The organism is Sphingobium lignivorans, assembly GCF_014203955.1.
Lineage (GTDB): Bacteria > Pseudomonadota > Alphaproteobacteria > Sphingomonadales > Sphingomonadaceae > Sphingobium > Sphingobium lignivorans.
Genome location: NZ_JACHKA010000001.1, coordinates 3,154,598 through 3,171,943, shown reverse-complemented (window position 1 = coordinate 3,171,943; position 17,346 = coordinate 3,154,598). Strand labels below are relative to the sequence as shown.

The following is a 17,346-nucleotide window of genomic DNA, read 5'->3' as shown; positions in this document are numbered from 1 at the left end:
CAGTATCATCCCGAAGAAGGAGGAACAGGATGCTTAGCCTTGTCATCGCCACCGCGGTCGCCGCCAGTGCCCCCGTGCATCAGACCACTGTCGAGCACGAAGGGGTGACTTATCATGTGAACTATCGCCAGACCGTCACGACCAAGATGCGGACGATCGGCATTTCGCCCGGCTCGCGCCCCGGCAACCAGCGTTGCGTCTGGTCCGCCAAGGTCCAGCTCGACCGGGAGATCCGCCGCGATCAGGACGCCGCGCCGCTCGTCCGGCGGCTGGCCGGCGATGGCCATCGTGTCGAGGGGCAGGTGCCCGGTCGGTGCGCGGGCCGTCGCGACTATGTGGAGACCCAGATTGCCACGAGTATCGAGAATGCCCGGGACAAGATCACGGCCATGGCCGAAGCGGACCGGGCCAATCTGCCGGGAGAGATTCGCGCGGCGCAAGCCTTGGCAATGCGTTGACGCGAGCTGGAGGGATATGATCCGTCAATGGCGCGGCGCGCTGCTGGTTGCCGCGCTTGGCGGCGCGTCGCTGCTGCCTGCCCTGCCGGCGCGCGCGCAGACGGGCCTCGATCCCTCCTTTCGGCTCGAGGTGGCGACCGATCATCGCCGCCGGGGCCTTTCCTGGAGCGACGGAAAAGCGGCGGTCGAGGGCAATGTCACGCTTGATCTGAGCCGGAGCCTGGAAATCGGCCTGGGCGCCACCTCGCTGCGGCAGAGCCGGCGGCATGGCGGCGCGGATGCCGGGCTCGATCTTGGCGCCCGCTATCGGCGCGATCTTGGCCCATGGATGCTCTCGCTGGGCGCGACGGGGCACGTCTTTCCCGGCGCGGCCGGCCTCGATTATGTCGAGGGGGACGGCAGCCTGAGTTACGATATCGGCCCCGCGCGCTTCCATCTCGGCGCGAGCTACGCTCCTCCGCAGGACTCGATCGGCGGGGACAATCTCTATCTCAGCCTCGCGGCGGACATGGGCGTGCCCGGCACCCCCCTCAGCATCTACGGCCATATCGGCCGGTCATCGGGACGCGTGGAGGATGCCATACGCGCCGCCCGGCTGAGGCCACAGGGCCGCTATTGGGATCATGCTGTCGGCCTCGATTATGTGATGGGACGGCTGGCGACCGGACTGCGCTATTCCGGCACCAGCATCGGCGCGGTGGACCCGGAAGGGCCCTATATTGACCGGCATGTCGGGGAGCGGGTGGTTTGGTCGCTGCGGGTGGCGCTTTAGGGGCAGATTGACCTGGGCTAGATGATCGCTCTCTTCCGCTCGCTGCGCCTTGTCGGTTGATGACTTGGTTGCTTGAGCCGAACATGCCACCTCGGGAAGCGGCGTGTGGGGGGCGGTATGTCAGAGCAGCTAAAAGCTGAAGTGCACAGCGAAGAGAGACAAAATCTGTTCAAGGAGCTTGATCTCTGCGAGGCCGGCATTGCTCGCTACGGGAGAAGCAGAACGAGATTCGAGAGGGCATTCTCAACCGACACATGAACTTGCCCACTGAGGCATGTGCTGTGGATCGCCGGTCCTGACCACATGAGCCTCCGCGCCCTCCAACGTCGCGTGAAGCGGATTGAGGAGGGCTGGAAGCCGCGACCATCGCCCATCGTCATATTCTATGGTTCGTGGGATGCCTTCGTTGATGGCGCATATGCGGCAGTGAGTGCGGGCGCGCTGGACGCGGAGGGGGCCAGTACCTCCGTCGCCAGCATCACCCGCGCCGCGGCCCGTTCCCCGTGCGCCTATCGACACCTTCTCATTCCCGGCGCGGGAAGGAGCAGACCTGCAAGGCATGATCGAGCCGCAGCGATGGGCCTACGACGGATGCCGACGCCGGGCCGGGAGCCAGTGCTAGACGCCGATGCTAGCCCGCCTCGCGTGGTCAGGAAGGTAGGTTGGCAGCGGTGCATGAAGTGCCGCCGCCCTTCTTTCAGAGGACGTGATCCGCCTGCGCCTGTGCAGCGGCGCGGATGGATGCCCGGAGGACGAGGACAGATTCAGATAGAGGTTGGGAGGTCCGAGCTTAACTCCCGCGATGAGGGTCAAGGCCACCGACCCCTCGCCTTCACAACATCGGGGCCAGCAGCGGGGACGGGCACTCCTTTCCACCCTGGCGCTGCCAGCACCCTGCGCCCTCGGGCGTGGGGTGCTGCTATGACGCCATTGATCTAGCTTCCTGTCGCCGCTCTGATAAACTGGTCTGCTGAGAGTAAAGGAGGCGCTGAGCGTGTCGAACGAAACTGAATCTGAACTTGATCGGCAGGTATCTGCCAAATCGAAAGAGTTTGCTGAGCATGTTCGGGGGCTTGCCAGCAACCCCTCGCTTCGGGACGCATTGCTTCGAGCCTGCGTGAGTGATCTGGTTTGGGAACTGTATTTCGAGTTCCCTGATTCACGCTATGCTCTGCAAGAAGAGCTTGAAGAGATGGCTGGCGCAGTGAAGGCAAGCATAGCGGAGGACCGTCTGAAGGAGCGGCAGGCGTCCTAACTGGCTGCGATTCAGCGGCGCTGCTAGATATACGCTAGACGGCGCCGTGGGGTGGCGCACCAGATGCCTCAAGGTGCGGCACAAACTATTGTAAATGATTGCTTTTTGGTCGGGACGAGAGGATTCGAACCTCCGACCCCCACACCCCCAGTGTGATGCGCTACCAGGCTGCGCTACGTCCCGACCGGAGGGCGCCTCCTAAGCGGATCGCGCGCAAGTTGCAAGGTCTGTGTCGGCGTGCGGTGCGCGGAGTTTGGGAGCGGGCCGCCATGGCTTTGCGGACGCGGGGCCGGAGCGGTTTCGGGCGCCACTTTTCCGGCCGGGGAGTCGGTCCCTCGGCGGGGTGCCTGCTGATCGGGGTCTCCTCCGGGGGGCGTCCTGCGGGCCGTATCAGGCGCCCTGCCGTGCCGGGATTTCTACAGCGCGGAGATGTAGCTCGCCATATAATCGAAGAACACGTTGAGCCGGGCGCGTGCGCTGCGGGTGAGAGTGACGATGCGCAGATCGTCAGCGGCCGGATCGGGCTCCAGCGAGATCAGCCCCAGCGCCAGCGCGTGCTGGATGCGCGGGCTGAGCGAGGCGGAGCGGGACAGGCCGAGCTCGGCCGGCCGCTGCGCGCCGATGCGCCGGCTGAGCCACTCATGCACCATCAGGTCGACAAGGAAGTCGAATGTCTCATCCGGCATGGCCTCGGGAAAATGCTCCGCGAGCTTGACCTTGAACGTGACGAAAATGCGCGCGGCGGAGAAAAAGTCGATGCCCGTGCGGAGCGCTCCGTCCTCGGTGTGGCTTCCAGTGGGGATCTGCGCGACCTGCTGACGGATCGAATCGAGGAAGGGCAGCGAGGCGTTGCCGCTCAGACCCGTTTCACGCGAGGCCATATCGTGCGGTCCACATCCGGTCTCGATAAATGCCGAGCACCATGACCAGCAGCAGGGGGATGGCCCACAAGCCCTCATAGCCCTGGTAGACAAGGGCCGAGAAGACGGGGTCGATCATGGTGGCGAAATGGGCGACGACGCTGTTGAGCTGGAACGCGGCAACCCAGATGGGCCACCAGCGATCGCTGACGCCCGCGATCACGAACATCGCGAAGAATGTCGCCGCATCGATGAACAGCACCATCATGTTGGTGCTCGCCCAGAAGGTTTCATATTGATACGCGCTGGTCCAGCGGTTGACCGCCATGGTGCCCAGGGCGGCGAGCAACACGACCAAGGTCGTCCAGCGTCCCTCCCAGCCGCCCAGCACAAGGGCGTAGGCGCAGGCCGAGAGGCAGAGGAACCAGAACAGGATTGCGATCAGCATTGACACGGTTCGTTCGCTCCTGTCGCAATCCTGTCTGGCGACGGCAGGGTGGGGTACTGCCGTCTAAACTGCTTCAGTCCGCGCGGGCGGTTTCGATGGTGACGGCGGGCTTGGCGAGATCCGGGCCCAGGCCATCCGGGCAGCCGAAGTCGACGACCTTGAGCGAGCTTCCGCCCTTGATCGCGGTGAGATGGCGCACCACAGAGAGCATGTCGCCGCGTCCGGCAACGAGATGATCGAAACCGCGAGCCATGCCTTCGAGCAGCTTCTGGCTCTGCGCCATGGGAAGGCCGGACTGTTCGCTGGCCTCGATGATGGAACTGGCGAGGCGGGTCTTGCACAGGATCGCGCGGTCAATCGCCGTGATCGTGCTCTTGGTATCGTCGGCGACGACGAGGCCGGTGGTTTCCTGGATCTTGAACATAGCTCCTCCTCGCGCAGTCGCGCTGCGCCGTCATGCAGTGAACCCGTGAACTAGCTGAAGGCCTTGAATGCGCCCGAAATCAGCAGAGCCATGGAAATGACCGCCAGGGTGGAGAGAAACGCGAGCGAGACAATCTGGATCGTCTTGTTCCCCAGAGACTGCTCATTCAACGAACCTCCAACCGGTGGCAGCAATTTCAGCCCTGTGTGTCTCGGCTGCTGCAACGCCTCCTGCATGTCCACAATGGAGGATTTTTCGTGTTCGGTAAGGGGCTCCGCCTGCCTAGGCAATTCCTGCCCAGCCATGCTGACGAGGCGTCCGGCCTCCCGGCGATCCGCTACGCCGAGGATCTGTGTCGCCGCGAGGATATGATTGTCCACGGTGGAGTGGGAAATCCCAAGCTTTCTCGCGATTTGCTTGGATGTGAAGCCCATGGCGACAAGCTCCAGGCAGGCGCGTTGCCGCTCGGTCAGGCGGGTGATGACTTCGGGCTTCGACATGATGCTATGTGACAATGACAACACCCTCCTGTCACGCCCTAATTTACAATTTCGATGAGCCCCGAAACGGCTTCGGACGGGCGAATCGCACGCGATGCGGCCGATGCCGGCAGCAGTGTCCAGAATAGCGATGCCGGTTGCCTGCGGACAGGGGATATGCTAGCCGCGCGGCCTTGAACGAGGCGATCGGTCGCCTCATTTACCGGCCGATCCGTTCTCCCATCCGCATGATTGCGCTGCTCAAGGACCGCAATGTTCACCATAAACGCTCTCGCTTCGGCTGCGCCGGACGCATCCACTGGCTCCGGCATGGCAGCCTTCCTCAACTTCATGCCGCTGATCCTGATCTTCGTGGTCTTCTATTTCCTGCTGATCCGTCCGCAGCAGCAGCAGATGAAGAAGCACCGCGCCAAGGTCGCGGCGGTCAAGAAGGGCGATCAGGTCGTCACCGGTGGTGGCCTTGTCGGCAAGGTGGTGCGCGTGGACGATGTCTATGTCGATGTGGAACTGGGGCAGGGCATCAAGGTGAAGGCTGTCAAGGCGACATTGAGCGATGTCGTCGATCCCCTGACGGCCAAGCCCGCGAACGACTGAGCCGCCCATGCTCGACTTTCCGCGCTGGAAGATCTGGCTCGTCACGCTGACGACTGTGATCGGATGCCTCTTCGCCGTACCCAGCTTCCTGCCCGATCGGGTGGTGGCTCAGTTGCCGGGCTTCATGCAGGCCCGGGTCAATCTGGGGCTCGATCTTTCCGGGGGGAGTCATATCCTCCTGGAAGCCAGCACCCAGGATGTCGCGGCCCAGCGCATCCAGAACATGGAAGAGATGATCCGCACCGAGCTGCGGCGCAGCGATGCGCGCATCGCCATCGGCGAAATGTCGACGCGGAACAATCAGCTCAGCTTCATGGTTCGCAATGCCTCGCAAGTGGATGCCGCCGTGGAGCGCATCCGTCCGCTGACGCAGGGCGCGGGGCTGACCGGTCAGCGCGACTTCAATGTCGAAGTGCGCGATGGCAACACCATTGTCGTCACGCCGACGGAGGCGGGCGTTGCCAATGCCATCGAGAGCGCTATGCAGGTGGCAACCGAGGTCATCCGCAAGCGCATCGACGAGATGGGCACGCGCGAGCCGACTATCATCCGCCAGGGCAGCAACCGCATCGTGGTGCAGGTCCCGGGCCTGCAGGATCCGGCGGCCCTGAAGGATCTGCTCGGCCAGACAGCCAAGCTTGAATTCAAGCTGGTCGACACGACCGCCAATCCGGCCGATCTCGCCCGGGGCATCGCGCCCATTGGCAGCGAGATCTTGCCTTATCCCGAGAATCCGCTGGGTCAGCCGGTCATTGCCGTCAAGCGCCAGGTCATGGTGTCGGGCGATGAACTGATCGACGCCCAGCAAGCCTATGATCCGCAGACCAACGCGCCTGTGGTGAGCATCCGCTTCAATGGATCGGGGGCCAACAAGTTCGCCCGGGCGACGCAGCAGAATGTGAACAAGCCTTTCGCGATGATCCTCGATGGATCGGTGCTGTCGGCGCCGAACATCAACGAGCCGATCCTGGGCGGTTCCGCGCAGATCAGCGGCAATTTCACTGTCGCAAGCGCCAACCAGCTCGCCATCTCGCTGCGCTCGGGCAAGTTGCCCGTGAAACTCACGGTGGTGGAGGAGCGCACGGTCGGGCCGGATCTGGGCGCCGATTCCATCCGCAAGGGCGTCCTGGCCGGCGTGATCGCCACGGTTGCAGTGCTGGTGCTGATGGTTGCGGTCTATGGCCGCTTCGGCGTCTATGCCAATCTCGCTCTGGTCTTCAACATCCTGATGATTGTCGGCGTCATGGCGATCTTCAACGCGACGCTCACCTTGCCCGGTATTGCCGGCTTCGTTCTGACGATCGGTGCTGCGGTGGATGCCAACGTGCTCATCAACGAGCGCATCCGGGAGGAGCAGCGGCGCGGGCGCAGTATCATCCAGACGATCGAGACCGGCTACAAGGAAGCGCAGCGCGCCATCTTCGACGCCAATACCACCAATGTGATCGCGGCGGCCCTGATGTTCTACTTCGGATCCGGGCCGATCAAGGGTTTCGCGGTGGTGCTGACCATCGGCATCGTCACGTCGGTCTTCACGGCCGTCACCGTCACACGCATGTTCGCGTCCTTCTGGCTGCGCTCGCGGCCCGCGACACTGAATATCTGAGGGGCCGGAAAGATGCGTCTGCTCAAGTTCGTCCCGGACAACACCAATCTCCACTTTCTCAAGTGGCGCAAGATCGCGATGGCGATCAGCATCCTGTCCATTATCGCGTCCGTCGCACTGGTGGCCACGCGCGGTCTCAATCTGGGCGTCGATTTTGTCGGCGGTCAGATGATGCGTGTTACTTTCTCGCAACCTGCCGATCTCGATGCCTTGCGGGGCACGGTAGGCGCAGTCGTCGAGGGCGAGGCCAACATCCAGCAATTCGGCGCGCCCAATGAAGTGTCGATCCGCACGCCGTTGCCGGAAGGCGGCGATGACGCCGCTACGCAGGCGGCGGACCGACTCAAAGCGGCCATCCTGAAGGCTCATCCCGATGCCGTGTTCGGCAGCGTGGATACGGTCTCCGGCAAGGTTTCGGGGGAACTGTTCAGCACCGGCGTGTGGGCCATGTTCTTCGCGATGATTGCGATTTCGATCTACATCTGGTTCCGGTTCGAATGGCAGTTCGGCATGGGAGCGCTCTTCGCGCTGTTCCACGACGTCGCCCTGACGTTCGGCCTGTTCGCGCTGACGCAGATGGAGTTCAATCTCAATATCGTGGCAGCGCTGCTGACCATCATCGGCTACTCCCTGAACGACACCATCGTCATTTATGACCGGATCAGAGAGAATCTGCGCAAGTACCGGAAGATGGGTTTGATCGAGCTGCTCGACCTCTCGATCAACGAGACGCTGGCACGGACGATCATGACCTCGCTCACGATGATCATCACGCTCGTGGTGCTCCTGCTGCTAGGCCCCGAAGTGATCTTCGGTTTCACCGCCGCGATGCTGTTCGGCATCTTCGTGGGTACCTATTCCTCCGTGTACATGTCGGCGCCGATCCTGGTGTGGACGAAGGTGGGTTCGGAAAGCTTCGTGGCGAAGGCCGGCGGACCGGTCGCGGGCGCGGAGCGGGTCAGCGTCAATGAGCAACTGCCGCCGCGCTGAGGCGCGGCGCGGGCGGGAGAGCGCCTCATGGAAATGCGCCGAGAGGAGATTCCGGCTGGCCCCGTCATCACCGGCTTCGCGGGCCGGGGGTTCCGGGTGGGCGAACGGGTCTTTTCCGGGGGGCTGCTCATCGATCCGTCCGGTGTCGCCGCGTGGGATGCGCCGGCGCATCCCGACCTGCTGGACGTGGCGATGCTGGGGCAGTGGCTGGACATCGATCCGGCGCCCGAGTTTCTGCTGCTGGGGACGGGCGCCCGTCTGGTGCAGCCGCCGCGTGCCTTCGTGAGAGCGCTTGAAGCGACCGGCATCGGCGTGGAAGCCATGGACAGCCGGGCAGCCGCCCGGGCCTGGGGTGTGCTGCGCCAGGAAGAACGGCAGATTGTCGGCGCCCTGATGCCGCTCTGAACGCCAGCCCGCCGGGCTGGCGGGATCTTCAGATGGTTTCCTCTATCCTGCTCGTTCATGCCGCAGCAAGCGGCGCAGCATTAGTCGCGTGTCCCGACAGGGAAGGTGCGGGCGGCGTCGGGCCTTGCCGAAAGGGCGGAGCGGCGAAGCGTCTGAGAGAGGAGGACTGACGTGGCGAGCCATATTCCGGAAGGGCGCCTCGGCCGTGCATTCAAGGCCGGCATTCCAATCGCATTTGTGATCCTTGCCGCCAAGGTGGGCGAGGGTGACTGGAAGATAGACCGCAGCGGCGAAGCCACGAAGCTGAGCTGGGCGTCCCAGCCTTTCAGCGCGGCGGCTGATGAGTCGGCTCTTCGGGTCACCGCTTGTTATGGTGCAGGCTGCGAAAGCTGGGCATTGGCGGTTTCCCTGCCGCGCGATCATTATGGTGTGCGGCTGGCGACGGCCGCTGGATCGCTTCTCGCGGATGCCATTGGGCTCTGTCCCGAGCAGATCAGGCTTCGCGGGCCTCTTGCATTGGCATAGACCGCAACCATATGGTCGAACAGGAGATGGCGCGGGCTCGTCCCGCGCCTTCGTTTTTTGACGCCAAATCTTAACGCAAGGGCATTAGAAGACAGCCGAAACTGGCAGGGCAATGGAACAGAGCCGGCAGCGGCCTGTCCTGCGAGTGACAAGAGAGGATGGGGGCTCGGCACCGGGGAACCGGCTGCCCGTAAGCCAGAGGAAAGCACATGCCCTTCATAGCGATAGATTTCGAGGCGTCCTGCCTGCCACAATATGGCCGCTCGTTTCCGATTGAAGTGGGGATCGCCACGGATTTCGGCTGGAGCCGGTCCTGGCTCATCAAGCCGCATGCTTCCTGGCGCGACTGGCAGTGGAGCGAGGAGGCCGAAACCCTCCACGGCATCAGCCGGGAGAGATTGGCGCGCGAAGGCATGGACGTCGCAGAGGTCGCACGCCATTTGCGGGCCGCGGTCGGCGGATATGAATTGATCGCAGACAGCTATTTCGACGATGAGTGGTCGCGCGTCCTGTTCCGGGCCGCAGGCGAGCCCGATCATGTGGCCGTGCGATGCCTGGCCGATCTGCGTGCGTTTCACGACATAGATCCGGAACGACTCCACCGCGCCATGGCGGAAGCGGATATGCAGCGTGCCCGTCGCCACCGCGCGGAGGATGATGCCCGCTGGCTGGCGCGGCTGCTGGGCGAGCTGGGTCTCGAGCGGGCGATGAGTACTTACGCACCGCCCGCACGATCGATCTGGCAGGGTGAACTGATCTCCGCGCCCTGAAATCCGGCCGTCAGACCGCTGATTCTGCTTCGATGCGTATGGGGGGATGAAGGCGCAGGCGCGTGACGTGCCGCGAATCGCCTTCGATGATCTCGATCCGCCACCCACTTTCCTCATGCATGAGGATATCCCCGACAGCCGGAACCTTGCCGGCGATGACGAAGGCGAGGCCGCCCAGCGTGTCGACGTCGGAGTCGATCTCGGCGAGCTTGGGATCGATCGCCTCGGCGACATCATCCAGCTCGGCGCGGGCGTCAGCGTCCCACAGACCGTCTTCGAGTGGCACAAGCATGGCCTCGGGTGCCTCGTCATGCTCGTCCTCGATCTCGCCGACGATCTCCTCGACGAGATCCTCGATGGTGACGAGCCCGTCCGTGCCGGAATATTCGTCCAGAACGATGGCAAGGTGGGTGCGCTTCGCGCGCATGTCGGCCAGCAGGTCCAGCACGCCCATGCTCTGCGGCACATAAAGAGGCTGCCGGATGAGGCCTTCGAGGCTCTCGGGATGCGCGTCGGCCCGCGCCAGGATGGCGAAGGCGTCGCGGATGTGAATCATGCCCGTGATCTTGTCGAGCGTATCCTCATAAACCGGAATGCGGCTGTGACCGGCCTCGACGAACAGCGCCATCAGCTCCGCGAAGCTGGCGTCCTGGGAAATGGCGATGATGTCAGCGCGCGGCACGGCGACATCGTCCACGCTGTGCTCGCTGAAATGCAGCATGTTGCGGAGCATCTGCCGTTCGAGCGGCGTGAGGTCGCCCTTGGCCGGGAACGCGGCCGGTTCCTGCTGTTGCTCATCATATTGCTCGATGACGGTCTCAAGCTCGCGCCTGAGATTGGTGCCGCCGCTGTCTCCGAAAAGCAGGGCCCGCAGGCCCCGCCATATTCGTCCGCCTTCGCTGCTACTCTCGCCCTCTTTGGCGGGGGTGGGCGTGGCTGTTTCTGCCATTGGTCTGGTCAGGTCCCTGTTTCATCAATGGGGCGGGCATCGCCTCGCTCCCGGTCCCCATATGGATCAGCAAGGCCCAGTGTTTCAAGGGCGCGTATTTCGATAGCTTCCATGGTCTCGGCCTGCACGTCGTCCTCATGGTCATGGCCGATGAGGTGGAGCGTGCCGTGGACGATGAGATGCGTGGCATGGCTTTCCAGGGAAATGCCGCGTTCGCTCGCTTCCCGGGCGCAGGTCTCGCGCGCCAGGATGATGTCGCCGAGCAGCGCTTCGCCATCGTCCGTGTTGGCCAGTGCCTCGATGAGATCGGGCTGGACCATGGGGAAAGACAGCACGTTGGTGGGCTTGTCCTTGCCGCGATAGGCGGCGTTGAGCTGGCGCACCTCGCCGTCATCCGAGAGCTTGACGGAGACTTCCACCTGCAGACGGGCATCAATCAGGCGGGCGTCGGTCGTCTGCGCGAGCGCGAGCGCGGCGCGCACGGCCCGGTCTGCCAGCGCGGTCCAGTCCGTGTCTTCGGGCCAGTCCGGCCCGACATCGGTCATGACGTCAAGCATCGCGCCCTTCATAAGCTTCTACGATGCGGCCCACGATGGGATGGCGGACGACATCCGCGGTGGTGAAGCGCACGGTCGCGATTCCCTGGATGCCTTCCAGTCGCTCCACGGCATCGGCAAGGCCGGAGATGCCGGGCGTCGGCAGGTCGACCTGCCGGGGGTCGCCGCAAATGACCATCCGGCTTCCCTCGCCGAAGCGCGTGAGGAACATCTTCATCTGCGCCTGCGTGGTGTTCTGCGCCTCGTCGAGAATGATGAAGGCGTTGGCGAGCGTGCGGCCGCGCATGAAGGCGAGCGGCGCGATCTCGATCTCGCCGCTGGCAATGCGCCGCTCCACCTGCTCGGCGGGCAGCGTATCGTAGAGCGCGTCGTAGAGAGGACGCAGATAGGGGTCGACCTTCTCCTTCATGTCGCCGGGCAGGAAGCCCAACCGCTCGCCTGCTTCCACGGCGGGGCGCGAAAGGATGAGGCGGTCTACCGAGCCGGTGATGAGCTGGCTCACCGCCTGCGCGACGGCAAGATAAGTCTTGCCGGTCCCCGCAGGGCCAAGCGCGAAGATGAGGTCGTTCCGCCCCAGCGCTTCCATGTAGACGCCCTGATTGGCCGAGCGCGGGACGATCGTCTTCTTGCGCGTGCGGATCATCACCTTGGGCGGTTCGGAGACGTCATGCCGGATAATGCCGTCCAGCGTCGGTTCGGCGGACATGGCGATCACGGCCTCCACTGCGCCACTGTCGATTGTCTGGCCGACGGCGAGGCGATTGTAGAGCCCTTGGAGCACGTCGCGGGCACGGGCGGCGGCTTCCGCGTCCCCCTCGATCTGCAGCTTGTTGCCGCGCGCGGCAATGTAGACGCCGAGGCGATTTTCGATAGCCACCAGATTCTGGTCATATTCGCCGAACAGCGCGCCCAGCAGATAAGGCTTCTCGAACACCATCTCGAGACGGCCCTTCTCGCCGGCCTCTGCCCGGGTGTGACGCTTAGGCACGGGGCCGACTCATTGCGCGGGGCGCGTGGAGAACTGCTGTCATCTCCGCCTTCATGCCAGAGGGACCGGCTGCCCCACAAGGGGTAAGTCCAACGATTGTGTCGAGGGTGTCGCCGGGGGAGGGGGCGGAGAGCGGTCGGGACCGGAAGGGCGTCCGGCGGAAAAATATCGCTCGGTATAAAAATATACTTGCGCAGCTTAGTCCGGGTTATTATACCTGTCAGTACAGAAAGGGGTTCTACCGGAGCGGGCGTATCGCCCATTCTGATCCGGCACGGCCTCCGAACGAAAAGGTTGTTTGTTCACTCCCCAAGATCGGGAGAGCCGCCCCCATTTCAAGGTCAGGCGGCCCGGACCCGGCAAAAAAGAAAGGAAATCAATATGAACCGTTTCATGCTCGTCGGGGCAGCCGCTGCCGCGCTCGTTTCCGCCCCGGCTCTCGCCCAGTCCTTCCAGGGACCGCATATCGGTGTTCAGGCTGGATGGAACCACGACATCGCCATCAATGATGACAAGGATGCCGTCGTGGGTGGCGTGTTCGCCGGCTATGACTATCAGGTGACGCCCAACATCGTCCTCGGCGCGGAAGCCGGCTTCTCGCTGGGCGCGAGCGACCGCATCGGCCCCTCGGGTCCCGATAACGCCTCGATCAATCCGCTGCACGCGTTCGACCTGTCGGCCCGCGCCGGCTATGTCGTGGGGGAGAATAATCTTCTCTATGTGCGCGGCGGCTATGCCAACAATCGGGCGCGCTTCACCCAGACGGTGGGCACCGCGACGCTGACCGACAAGCGCACTTATGATGGCTGGTTCGTCGGTGGCGGCGTCGAGCGCAAGCTGCTCGACAATGTCTCGGCCCGCGTCGAGTATCGCTATGGCGACCTTGGCGGCGAGGACTACAAGTTCGAGCGCCATCAGGTGCTGGCGGGCGTGGCCTACCGCTTCTGAACGGCAGGGCAGCCGGGCTTCGCGGTTCGGCACCTCCCGATAACGGGCTTATGAAAGAGGCATGCGGTTCGAGACGGGCCGCATGCCTTTTTATTTTCAGGCGCTGCGAGGCAAGCGCCAGCAGCGAATAGTGTTAGCCGGTCGCGAGCACGCCATCATAGACGGCGTTATCCAGCGCAACGCCCGCGCCCATCGCGACGCACATCAGCGGGTTTTCCGCGATCTTCACCGGCAGGCCGGTCCGCTCGGCAATGGCATCGGCCATCCCGCGCAGCAATGCGCCACCGCCGGTCAGCGTGATTCCTTCGTCGATGATGTCGGCCGAGAGTTCCGGCGGCGTTTCCTCGAGCGCGTTCATGACCGCCCCCACGATCTGCCCCACCGATTCGCGCAGGGCCTCGGCGATCTGCGCTTCGTTGATCTCGATTTCCGCCGGGCGGCCATTCACCAGATCGCGTCCCTTCACGGACATCGCCTCGCCGGTGCCCACCGGCATCGTCGCGCGTCCGATCTGGATCTTCACGCGCTCGGCCGTGACTTCGCCGATCATGAGATTGTGATGGCGGCGGATATAGGAGGCGATGGCCTCGTCCATCTTGTCGCCGCCGACGCGAACCGAGCCGCTGTAGGCAATGCCGCTCAGGGACAGCACCGCGACTTCCGTGGTGCCGCCGCCGATATCGACGACCATGGCGCCGATGGGCTCCGTCACGGGCAGGCCCGCGCCGATCGCCGCCGCCATGGATTCGTCGATCAGCCGCACATGCGAAGCCCCGGCGTTGGACGTCGCGTCGCGAATGGCGCGGCGCTCCACCATGGTCGAGCCGGATGGGACCGCGACGATGATATTATTGCGCCGCAGCCGCGTGCTGCCGCCCAGCGCCTTGTCGATGAAGCGGCGGATCATCTGCTCGGCGACGTCGAAATCGGCGATCACGCCATCGCGCAGGGGGCGCAGGGCTTTCACGCCTTCGGGCGTCTTGCCGAGCATCAGCCGGGCCTCGTCCCCGACGGCCTTCACATGGGAGACGCCGGCAATGGTCTCGATGGCGATGACGGAGGGTTCATTGAGCACGATACCCTTGCCACCGACATGGACGAGCGTGTTCACCGTGCCCAGATCGATGGCAAGATCGTGGCCGGAAAAACTGAACAATCTGGATAATTTCATAAATGCGCGCACGACCCTGAATTTTTGTGTTCTGCTCTTGCCCGCCGGCTTGCGGGTCGTATCGCCCAAAGAGGCGAGACGGTGCTTTCGGGAGATTATCGGCGCGCGGTGCAGCGAATGCCCATGATGCCCGTTCTACCGGCGCCTTTCCACCGCTAATCTCAAATCGATCTCGCGGACGGCGGGAAAAGCTGGTCGAGCGCGTTTTCAAGGCGGGTAAGGCTGGCCGACACGTCGGTCAGCTTGTCCAGTCCGAACAGTCCGAGCCGGAATGTCCGGAAATCCGGGCCTTCGTCCACCATCAGCGGGACACCCGCCGCGATCTGGATACCCAGCGGCGCGAAGCGGCTGCCATTCTGGATTGCCGGATCGTCCGTGTAGGACACCACGACGCCGGGCGCGCCAAAACCGGGCGCTGCCACAGAGCGCAGACCGTGCACTGCCAGCATGACGCGAACCGCATTGCCTTGCGCCCATTGTGCATCCCGCAGCCGATCGAACCCGATCGCCTTCGTTTCCACCATCGCGTCACGGAAGACGCGCAATGCGTCGGTCGGCATGGTCGCATGATAGGCATGGCCGCCGTTCAGATAGGCTTCCATGATCGTCAGCCATTTTCCGAGATCCGCAGCGAAGCTCGTGGATTTTGTGGCGCGGCAACGGTCCAGCGCCGCAGCATTCATCATGACGAGACCGGCGCAGGGCTGGGCGGACCAGCCTTTCTGCGGCGCGGAAATCAGCACATCGACGCCAATCTTTGCCATGTCCACCCAGACACAGCCGGATGCGACGCAATCCAGCACGAACAGGCCGCCGACTTCGTGCATCGCGTCAGCGAGCGCGCGCATATAGTCGTCGGGAAGGATGATCCCCGAGGCCGTTTCGACATGCGGCGCGAACAGCAGGGCGGGACGCTCTGCGCGGATGCGGGCGACCACCTCCTCGATGGGAGGCGGCGCGAAGGGATCGTCTGCCGCGTCCCCCTGCCGCTGCGCCTTCATCACGATTTCCTCGGCGGGAATGCCGCCCGCCTCGAAGATCTGGGTCCAGCGATAAGAGAAGAAGCCGTTGCGGATCACCATGACCCGCTGGCCAGTCGCGAACTGACGGGCCACGGCTTCCATCGCGTAAGTGCCGCCGCCGGGCACGACGACGGCGCGTTCGGCTCCGTAGACCTCGCACAGCATCGCGTGAATATCGCGCATCACCTGCTGGAAGGACTGGCTCATGTGATTGAGCGAGCGATCCGTGAAGACCACGGAATATTCGAGAAGGCCTTCGGGATCTATATCTTGGCGCAGGCCGGGCATCGCGTTCTCCTTTGACGAGACCGCCCGTTTCACGATCCCGCATTGCAGTCAAACGCAAGTTTCCGCGCCGGTTGCTCAGGATCAAGGGCGCCGGGCGGAGGCTATGACAAAGCGCTGCAGCAACGGATGGACGATCACCGCATATGGGACCTGCCGAATTCACGCTGGCTATCTGGGCTCTGCTACTCACGCCGGGGCCGACCAACACGCTTCTCGCGCTCTCTGGCGCGCAACGGGGCGTGCGGGCATCGCTGCCGCTGATACCGGCGGAGCTGTGCGGTTATCTTCTTGTCATCCTGCCGTTGAGCGCGGGCGGCCCGCTGCTCCTGACCTCTTTTCCCGTGCTGGCGACCGTCATCAAGCTGAGCGCCGCTGCCTGGGTGATGTATCTGGCGATGCGCCTGTGGCAGCCTGTCCTGGCCAGCCGCGCAAGCTATGATGTGACGGCGCGACAGGTCTTCTGCACGACGCTGCTCAATCCCAAGGCCCTGATCTTCGGCCTAGAGTCTGTCCTGATTAGATTGAATCGTTTGGGGATTCCCAAGGTGGCTTTGTTGTGATTCAAGCTGCTTGCTGGGGAGGAGGCCAGCAGCGATGGCACGAGCCTATTCTGACGATTTGCGAGATCGGGTTGCAGCGGCAGTTTTGTCGGGCCGCTCGGTTCGCGAGGTTGCTGGTGCGTTCGGTGTGAGCGTGGCGAGCGCAGTGAAGTGGTCGCAGCGTCTGCGTGATACGGGCAACGCCGGTTCACGTCCGATGGGAGGCCACAAGCAACGGGTATTGGCGGGGGAGCAGGAATGGATGCTGCTTCGTCTTGAGGAATGTCCGCATCTGACGGTGCGCGGGCTGGCGGTCGAGCTGGCCGGGCGCGGTCACCGAGTCAGCCCCAACACGGTGTGGTCGCTGCTGCGCAAGGCTGGCCACAGCTTCAAAAAAAAGCCTGTTCGCCAGCGAGCAGGACCGCCCGCAGGTAGCTCGGCGGCGGACGCAGTGGAAGAAGTACCAGGGCCGGCTTGACCCTCGCAGGCTGGTCTTCATCGACGAGACCTGGGCCAAGACCAACATGACCCCGTTGCGGGGCTGGGCAAAACGCGGCGACAAGCTGATCGCCAAGGCGCCGTTCGGCAAATGGAAGACGCTGACCTTTGTGGCGGCGCTTCGTCACGACCGGATCGATGCGCCCTGCGTCCTCGACGGCCCGATCAACGGCCAGCTCTTCCTCGCCTATGTCGAGCAGTTCCTCGTGCCCACCCTCGTGCCCGGCGACATCGTCATCATGGATAACCTCGGCAGTCACAAGGGTCAGGCCGTGCGCAAGGCAATCCGTGCGGCAGGGGCCAAGCTCCTGTTCCTGCCGCCCTACAGCCCTGACCTCAATCCAATCGAACAGGTCTTCGCCAAGCTCAAGCTGCTACTGCGAAAAGCCGCCGAGCGCACCGTCGAAGCCACATGGCAGCGGATAGGCAAACTGCTCAATGCCTTCCCACCCCATGAGTGCGCCAACTACCTCAGGAATAGTGGCTATGCTTCAATCTAAACAGGACAGACTCTAGCGCTGCTGCCCGCCTTTCGCGAACCGGTCTTCATGGGGAGGCTGGCATTGTTCATTCTGTCGGTGCTGCTGATAGCTTTGCTTTGGGCGGCTGCGGGGGCAGCGGCCAGTGGGCGGGATGAGGGGACAGGTCATCGGAGGCAGCGCTGGATACGACGCGCGGCCGCCTCGTGGCTCGCGATGCTTTCAATCGGTCTGGCGGTCGGCGCGGTCGCCCACTGAGTGTATCCTTCGGCCTCCCGAGCGCCCGAGGGCATGTCGGAC

At 63.7% G+C, this 17,346-nt stretch carries 21 protein-coding genes and 1 tRNA gene; 12 read left to right on the top strand and 10 right to left on the bottom strand.

Translation table 11 applies throughout. The features are described 5' to 3' along the window. Positions 1-29 precede the first annotated feature (29 nt). The 3 genes from HNP60_RS14600 (at position 30) to HNP60_RS14590 (ending at position 2,485) form a co-directional block, all read left to right on the top strand. Positions 30-458, top strand: coding sequence for a hypothetical protein (locus tag HNP60_RS14600; RefSeq protein ID WP_184155138.1), 429 nt, complete (start codon positions 30-32; stop codon positions 456-458). Between the two features lie 16 nt (positions 459-474). Further along, positions 475-1,230, top strand: coding sequence for a TorF family putative porin (locus HNP60_RS14595; RefSeq protein ID WP_184155135.1), 756 nt, complete (start codon positions 475-477; stop codon positions 1,228-1,230). 994 nt (positions 1,231-2,224) lie between these two features. Beyond that, positions 2,225-2,485: a hypothetical protein gene (locus HNP60_RS14590; protein WP_184155132.1), complete on the top strand. Its 261-nt coding sequence runs from the start codon at positions 2,225-2,227 to the stop codon at positions 2,483-2,485. A 106-nt stretch (positions 2,486-2,591) separates the two neighbouring features. Here HNP60_RS14590 and HNP60_RS14585 read toward each other — a convergent pair. The 5 genes from HNP60_RS14585 to HNP60_RS14565 form a co-directional block, all read right to left on the bottom strand. Continuing rightward, a tRNA-Pro gene (locus tag HNP60_RS14585) sits at positions 2,592-2,668 on the bottom strand. Between the two features lie 233 nt (positions 2,669-2,901). Beyond that, on the bottom strand, positions 2,902-3,366 hold the full coding sequence (locus tag HNP60_RS14580) for a hypothetical protein (protein WP_184155129.1): 465 nt from the start codon (positions 3,364-3,366) through the stop codon (positions 2,902-2,904). Beyond that, positions 3,353-3,799 (bottom strand): hypothetical protein, encoded by a 447-nt coding sequence (locus HNP60_RS14575; RefSeq protein ID WP_221416052.1) that lies wholly within the window; start codon positions 3,797-3,799, stop codon positions 3,353-3,355. Before HNP60_RS14575 ends, HNP60_RS14580 begins: the two co-directional genes overlap by 14 nt. A gap of 67 nt (positions 3,800-3,866) precedes the next feature. After that, positions 3,867-4,217, bottom strand: a complete 351-nt coding sequence (locus tag HNP60_RS14570) for a hypothetical protein (RefSeq protein ID WP_184053306.1) — start codon at positions 4,215-4,217, stop codon at positions 3,867-3,869. Between the two features lie 50 nt (positions 4,218-4,267). Continuing rightward, entirely contained in the window at positions 4,268-4,717 is a 450-nt protein-coding gene (locus HNP60_RS14565) for a helix-turn-helix domain-containing protein (RefSeq protein WP_051003778.1), read from the bottom strand. Between the two features lie 252 nt (positions 4,718-4,969). On the opposite strand from HNP60_RS14565, the gene yajC reads away from it, so the two are divergent. The 6 genes from yajC (at position 4,970) to HNP60_RS14535 (ending at position 9,607) form a co-directional block, all read left to right on the top strand. After that, a complete protein-coding gene (yajC, locus tag HNP60_RS14560; protein ID WP_184053309.1) occupies positions 4,970-5,311 on the top strand; it encodes a preprotein translocase subunit YajC in 342 nt (113 codons plus the stop codon). 7 nt (positions 5,312-5,318) lie between these two features. After that, a complete protein-coding gene (gene secD, locus HNP60_RS14555) occupies positions 5,319-6,917 on the top strand; it encodes a protein translocase subunit SecD (RefSeq protein ID WP_184155124.1) in 1,599 nt (532 codons plus the stop codon). A 12-nt stretch (positions 6,918-6,929) separates the two neighbouring features. After that, positions 6,930-7,907, top strand: coding sequence for a protein translocase subunit SecF (gene secF / locus HNP60_RS14550; protein ID WP_184155121.1), 978 nt, complete (start codon positions 6,930-6,932; stop codon positions 7,905-7,907). 27 nt (positions 7,908-7,934) lie between these two features. Next, a complete protein-coding gene (locus HNP60_RS14545; RefSeq protein ID WP_184155118.1) occupies positions 7,935-8,312 on the top strand; it encodes an Mth938-like domain-containing protein in 378 nt (125 codons plus the stop codon). A gap of 171 nt (positions 8,313-8,483) precedes the next feature. Next, a complete protein-coding gene (locus HNP60_RS14540; protein ID WP_184155115.1) occupies positions 8,484-8,837 on the top strand; it encodes a hypothetical protein in 354 nt (117 codons plus the stop codon). 209 nt (positions 8,838-9,046) lie between these two features. Next, positions 9,047-9,607: a 3'-5' exonuclease gene (locus tag HNP60_RS14535; RefSeq protein ID WP_184155112.1), complete on the top strand. Its 561-nt coding sequence runs from the start codon at positions 9,047-9,049 to the stop codon at positions 9,605-9,607. A 10-nt stretch (positions 9,608-9,617) separates the two neighbouring features. Here HNP60_RS14535 and HNP60_RS14530 read toward each other — a convergent pair whose 3' ends face one another. The 3 genes from HNP60_RS14530 to HNP60_RS14520 are packed head-to-tail and all read right to left on the bottom strand — an operon-like array spanning position 9,618 to position 12,050. After that, on the bottom strand, positions 9,618-10,556 hold the full coding sequence (locus HNP60_RS14530; protein ID WP_014077264.1) for a hemolysin family protein: 939 nt from the start codon (positions 10,554-10,556) through the stop codon (positions 9,618-9,620). Positions 10,557-10,564: 8 nt separating this feature from the next. Further along, the gene (gene ybeY, locus HNP60_RS14525; protein ID WP_184155110.1) at positions 10,565-11,113 is read right to left on the bottom strand and encodes an rRNA maturation RNase YbeY; all 549 of its coding nucleotides are present in this window, start codon (positions 11,111-11,113) and stop codon (positions 10,565-10,567) included. Next, a complete protein-coding gene (locus HNP60_RS14520; protein ID WP_051003777.1) occupies positions 11,106-12,050 on the bottom strand; it encodes a PhoH family protein in 945 nt (314 codons plus the stop codon). Before HNP60_RS14520 ends, ybeY begins: the two co-directional genes overlap by 8 nt. Positions 12,051-12,482: 432 nt before the next feature. On the opposite strand from HNP60_RS14520, the gene HNP60_RS14515 reads away from it, so the two are divergent. Further along, entirely contained in the window at positions 12,483-13,049 is a 567-nt protein-coding gene (locus HNP60_RS14515) for an outer membrane protein (RefSeq protein ID WP_184155108.1), read from the top strand. Positions 13,050-13,182: 133 nt separating this feature from the next. Here HNP60_RS14515 and HNP60_RS14510 read toward each other — a convergent pair whose 3' ends face one another. Together HNP60_RS14510 and HNP60_RS14505 are read right to left on the bottom strand one after the other, a co-directional pair. Next, positions 13,183-14,220, bottom strand: a complete 1,038-nt coding sequence (locus tag HNP60_RS14510) for a rod shape-determining protein (protein ID WP_184053331.1) — start codon at positions 14,218-14,220, stop codon at positions 13,183-13,185. Between the two features lie 161 nt (positions 14,221-14,381). Further along, entirely contained in the window at positions 14,382-15,530 is a 1,149-nt protein-coding gene (locus HNP60_RS14505) for an aminotransferase class V-fold PLP-dependent enzyme (RefSeq protein ID WP_184155106.1), read from the bottom strand. Positions 15,531-15,673: 143 nt separating this feature from the next. Here HNP60_RS14505 and HNP60_RS14500 point away from each other — a divergent pair, with 143 nt between their 5' ends. Together HNP60_RS14500 and HNP60_RS14495 are read left to right on the top strand one after the other, a co-directional pair. Beyond that, positions 15,674-16,090: a LysE family translocator gene (locus HNP60_RS14500; protein WP_184155104.1), complete on the top strand. Its 417-nt coding sequence runs from the start codon at positions 15,674-15,676 to the stop codon at positions 16,088-16,090. Positions 16,091-16,124: 34 nt separating this feature from the next. Beyond that, positions 16,125-17,067 (top strand): IS630 family transposase gene (locus tag HNP60_RS14495; protein WP_476712839.1). Its coding sequence is split into 2 segments (ribosomal slippage): positions 16,125-16,471 and positions 16,470-17,067, totalling 945 coding nucleotides; the frame shifts between segments, so codons are not numbered across the junction. Positions 17,068-17,346 lie beyond the last annotated feature (279 nt).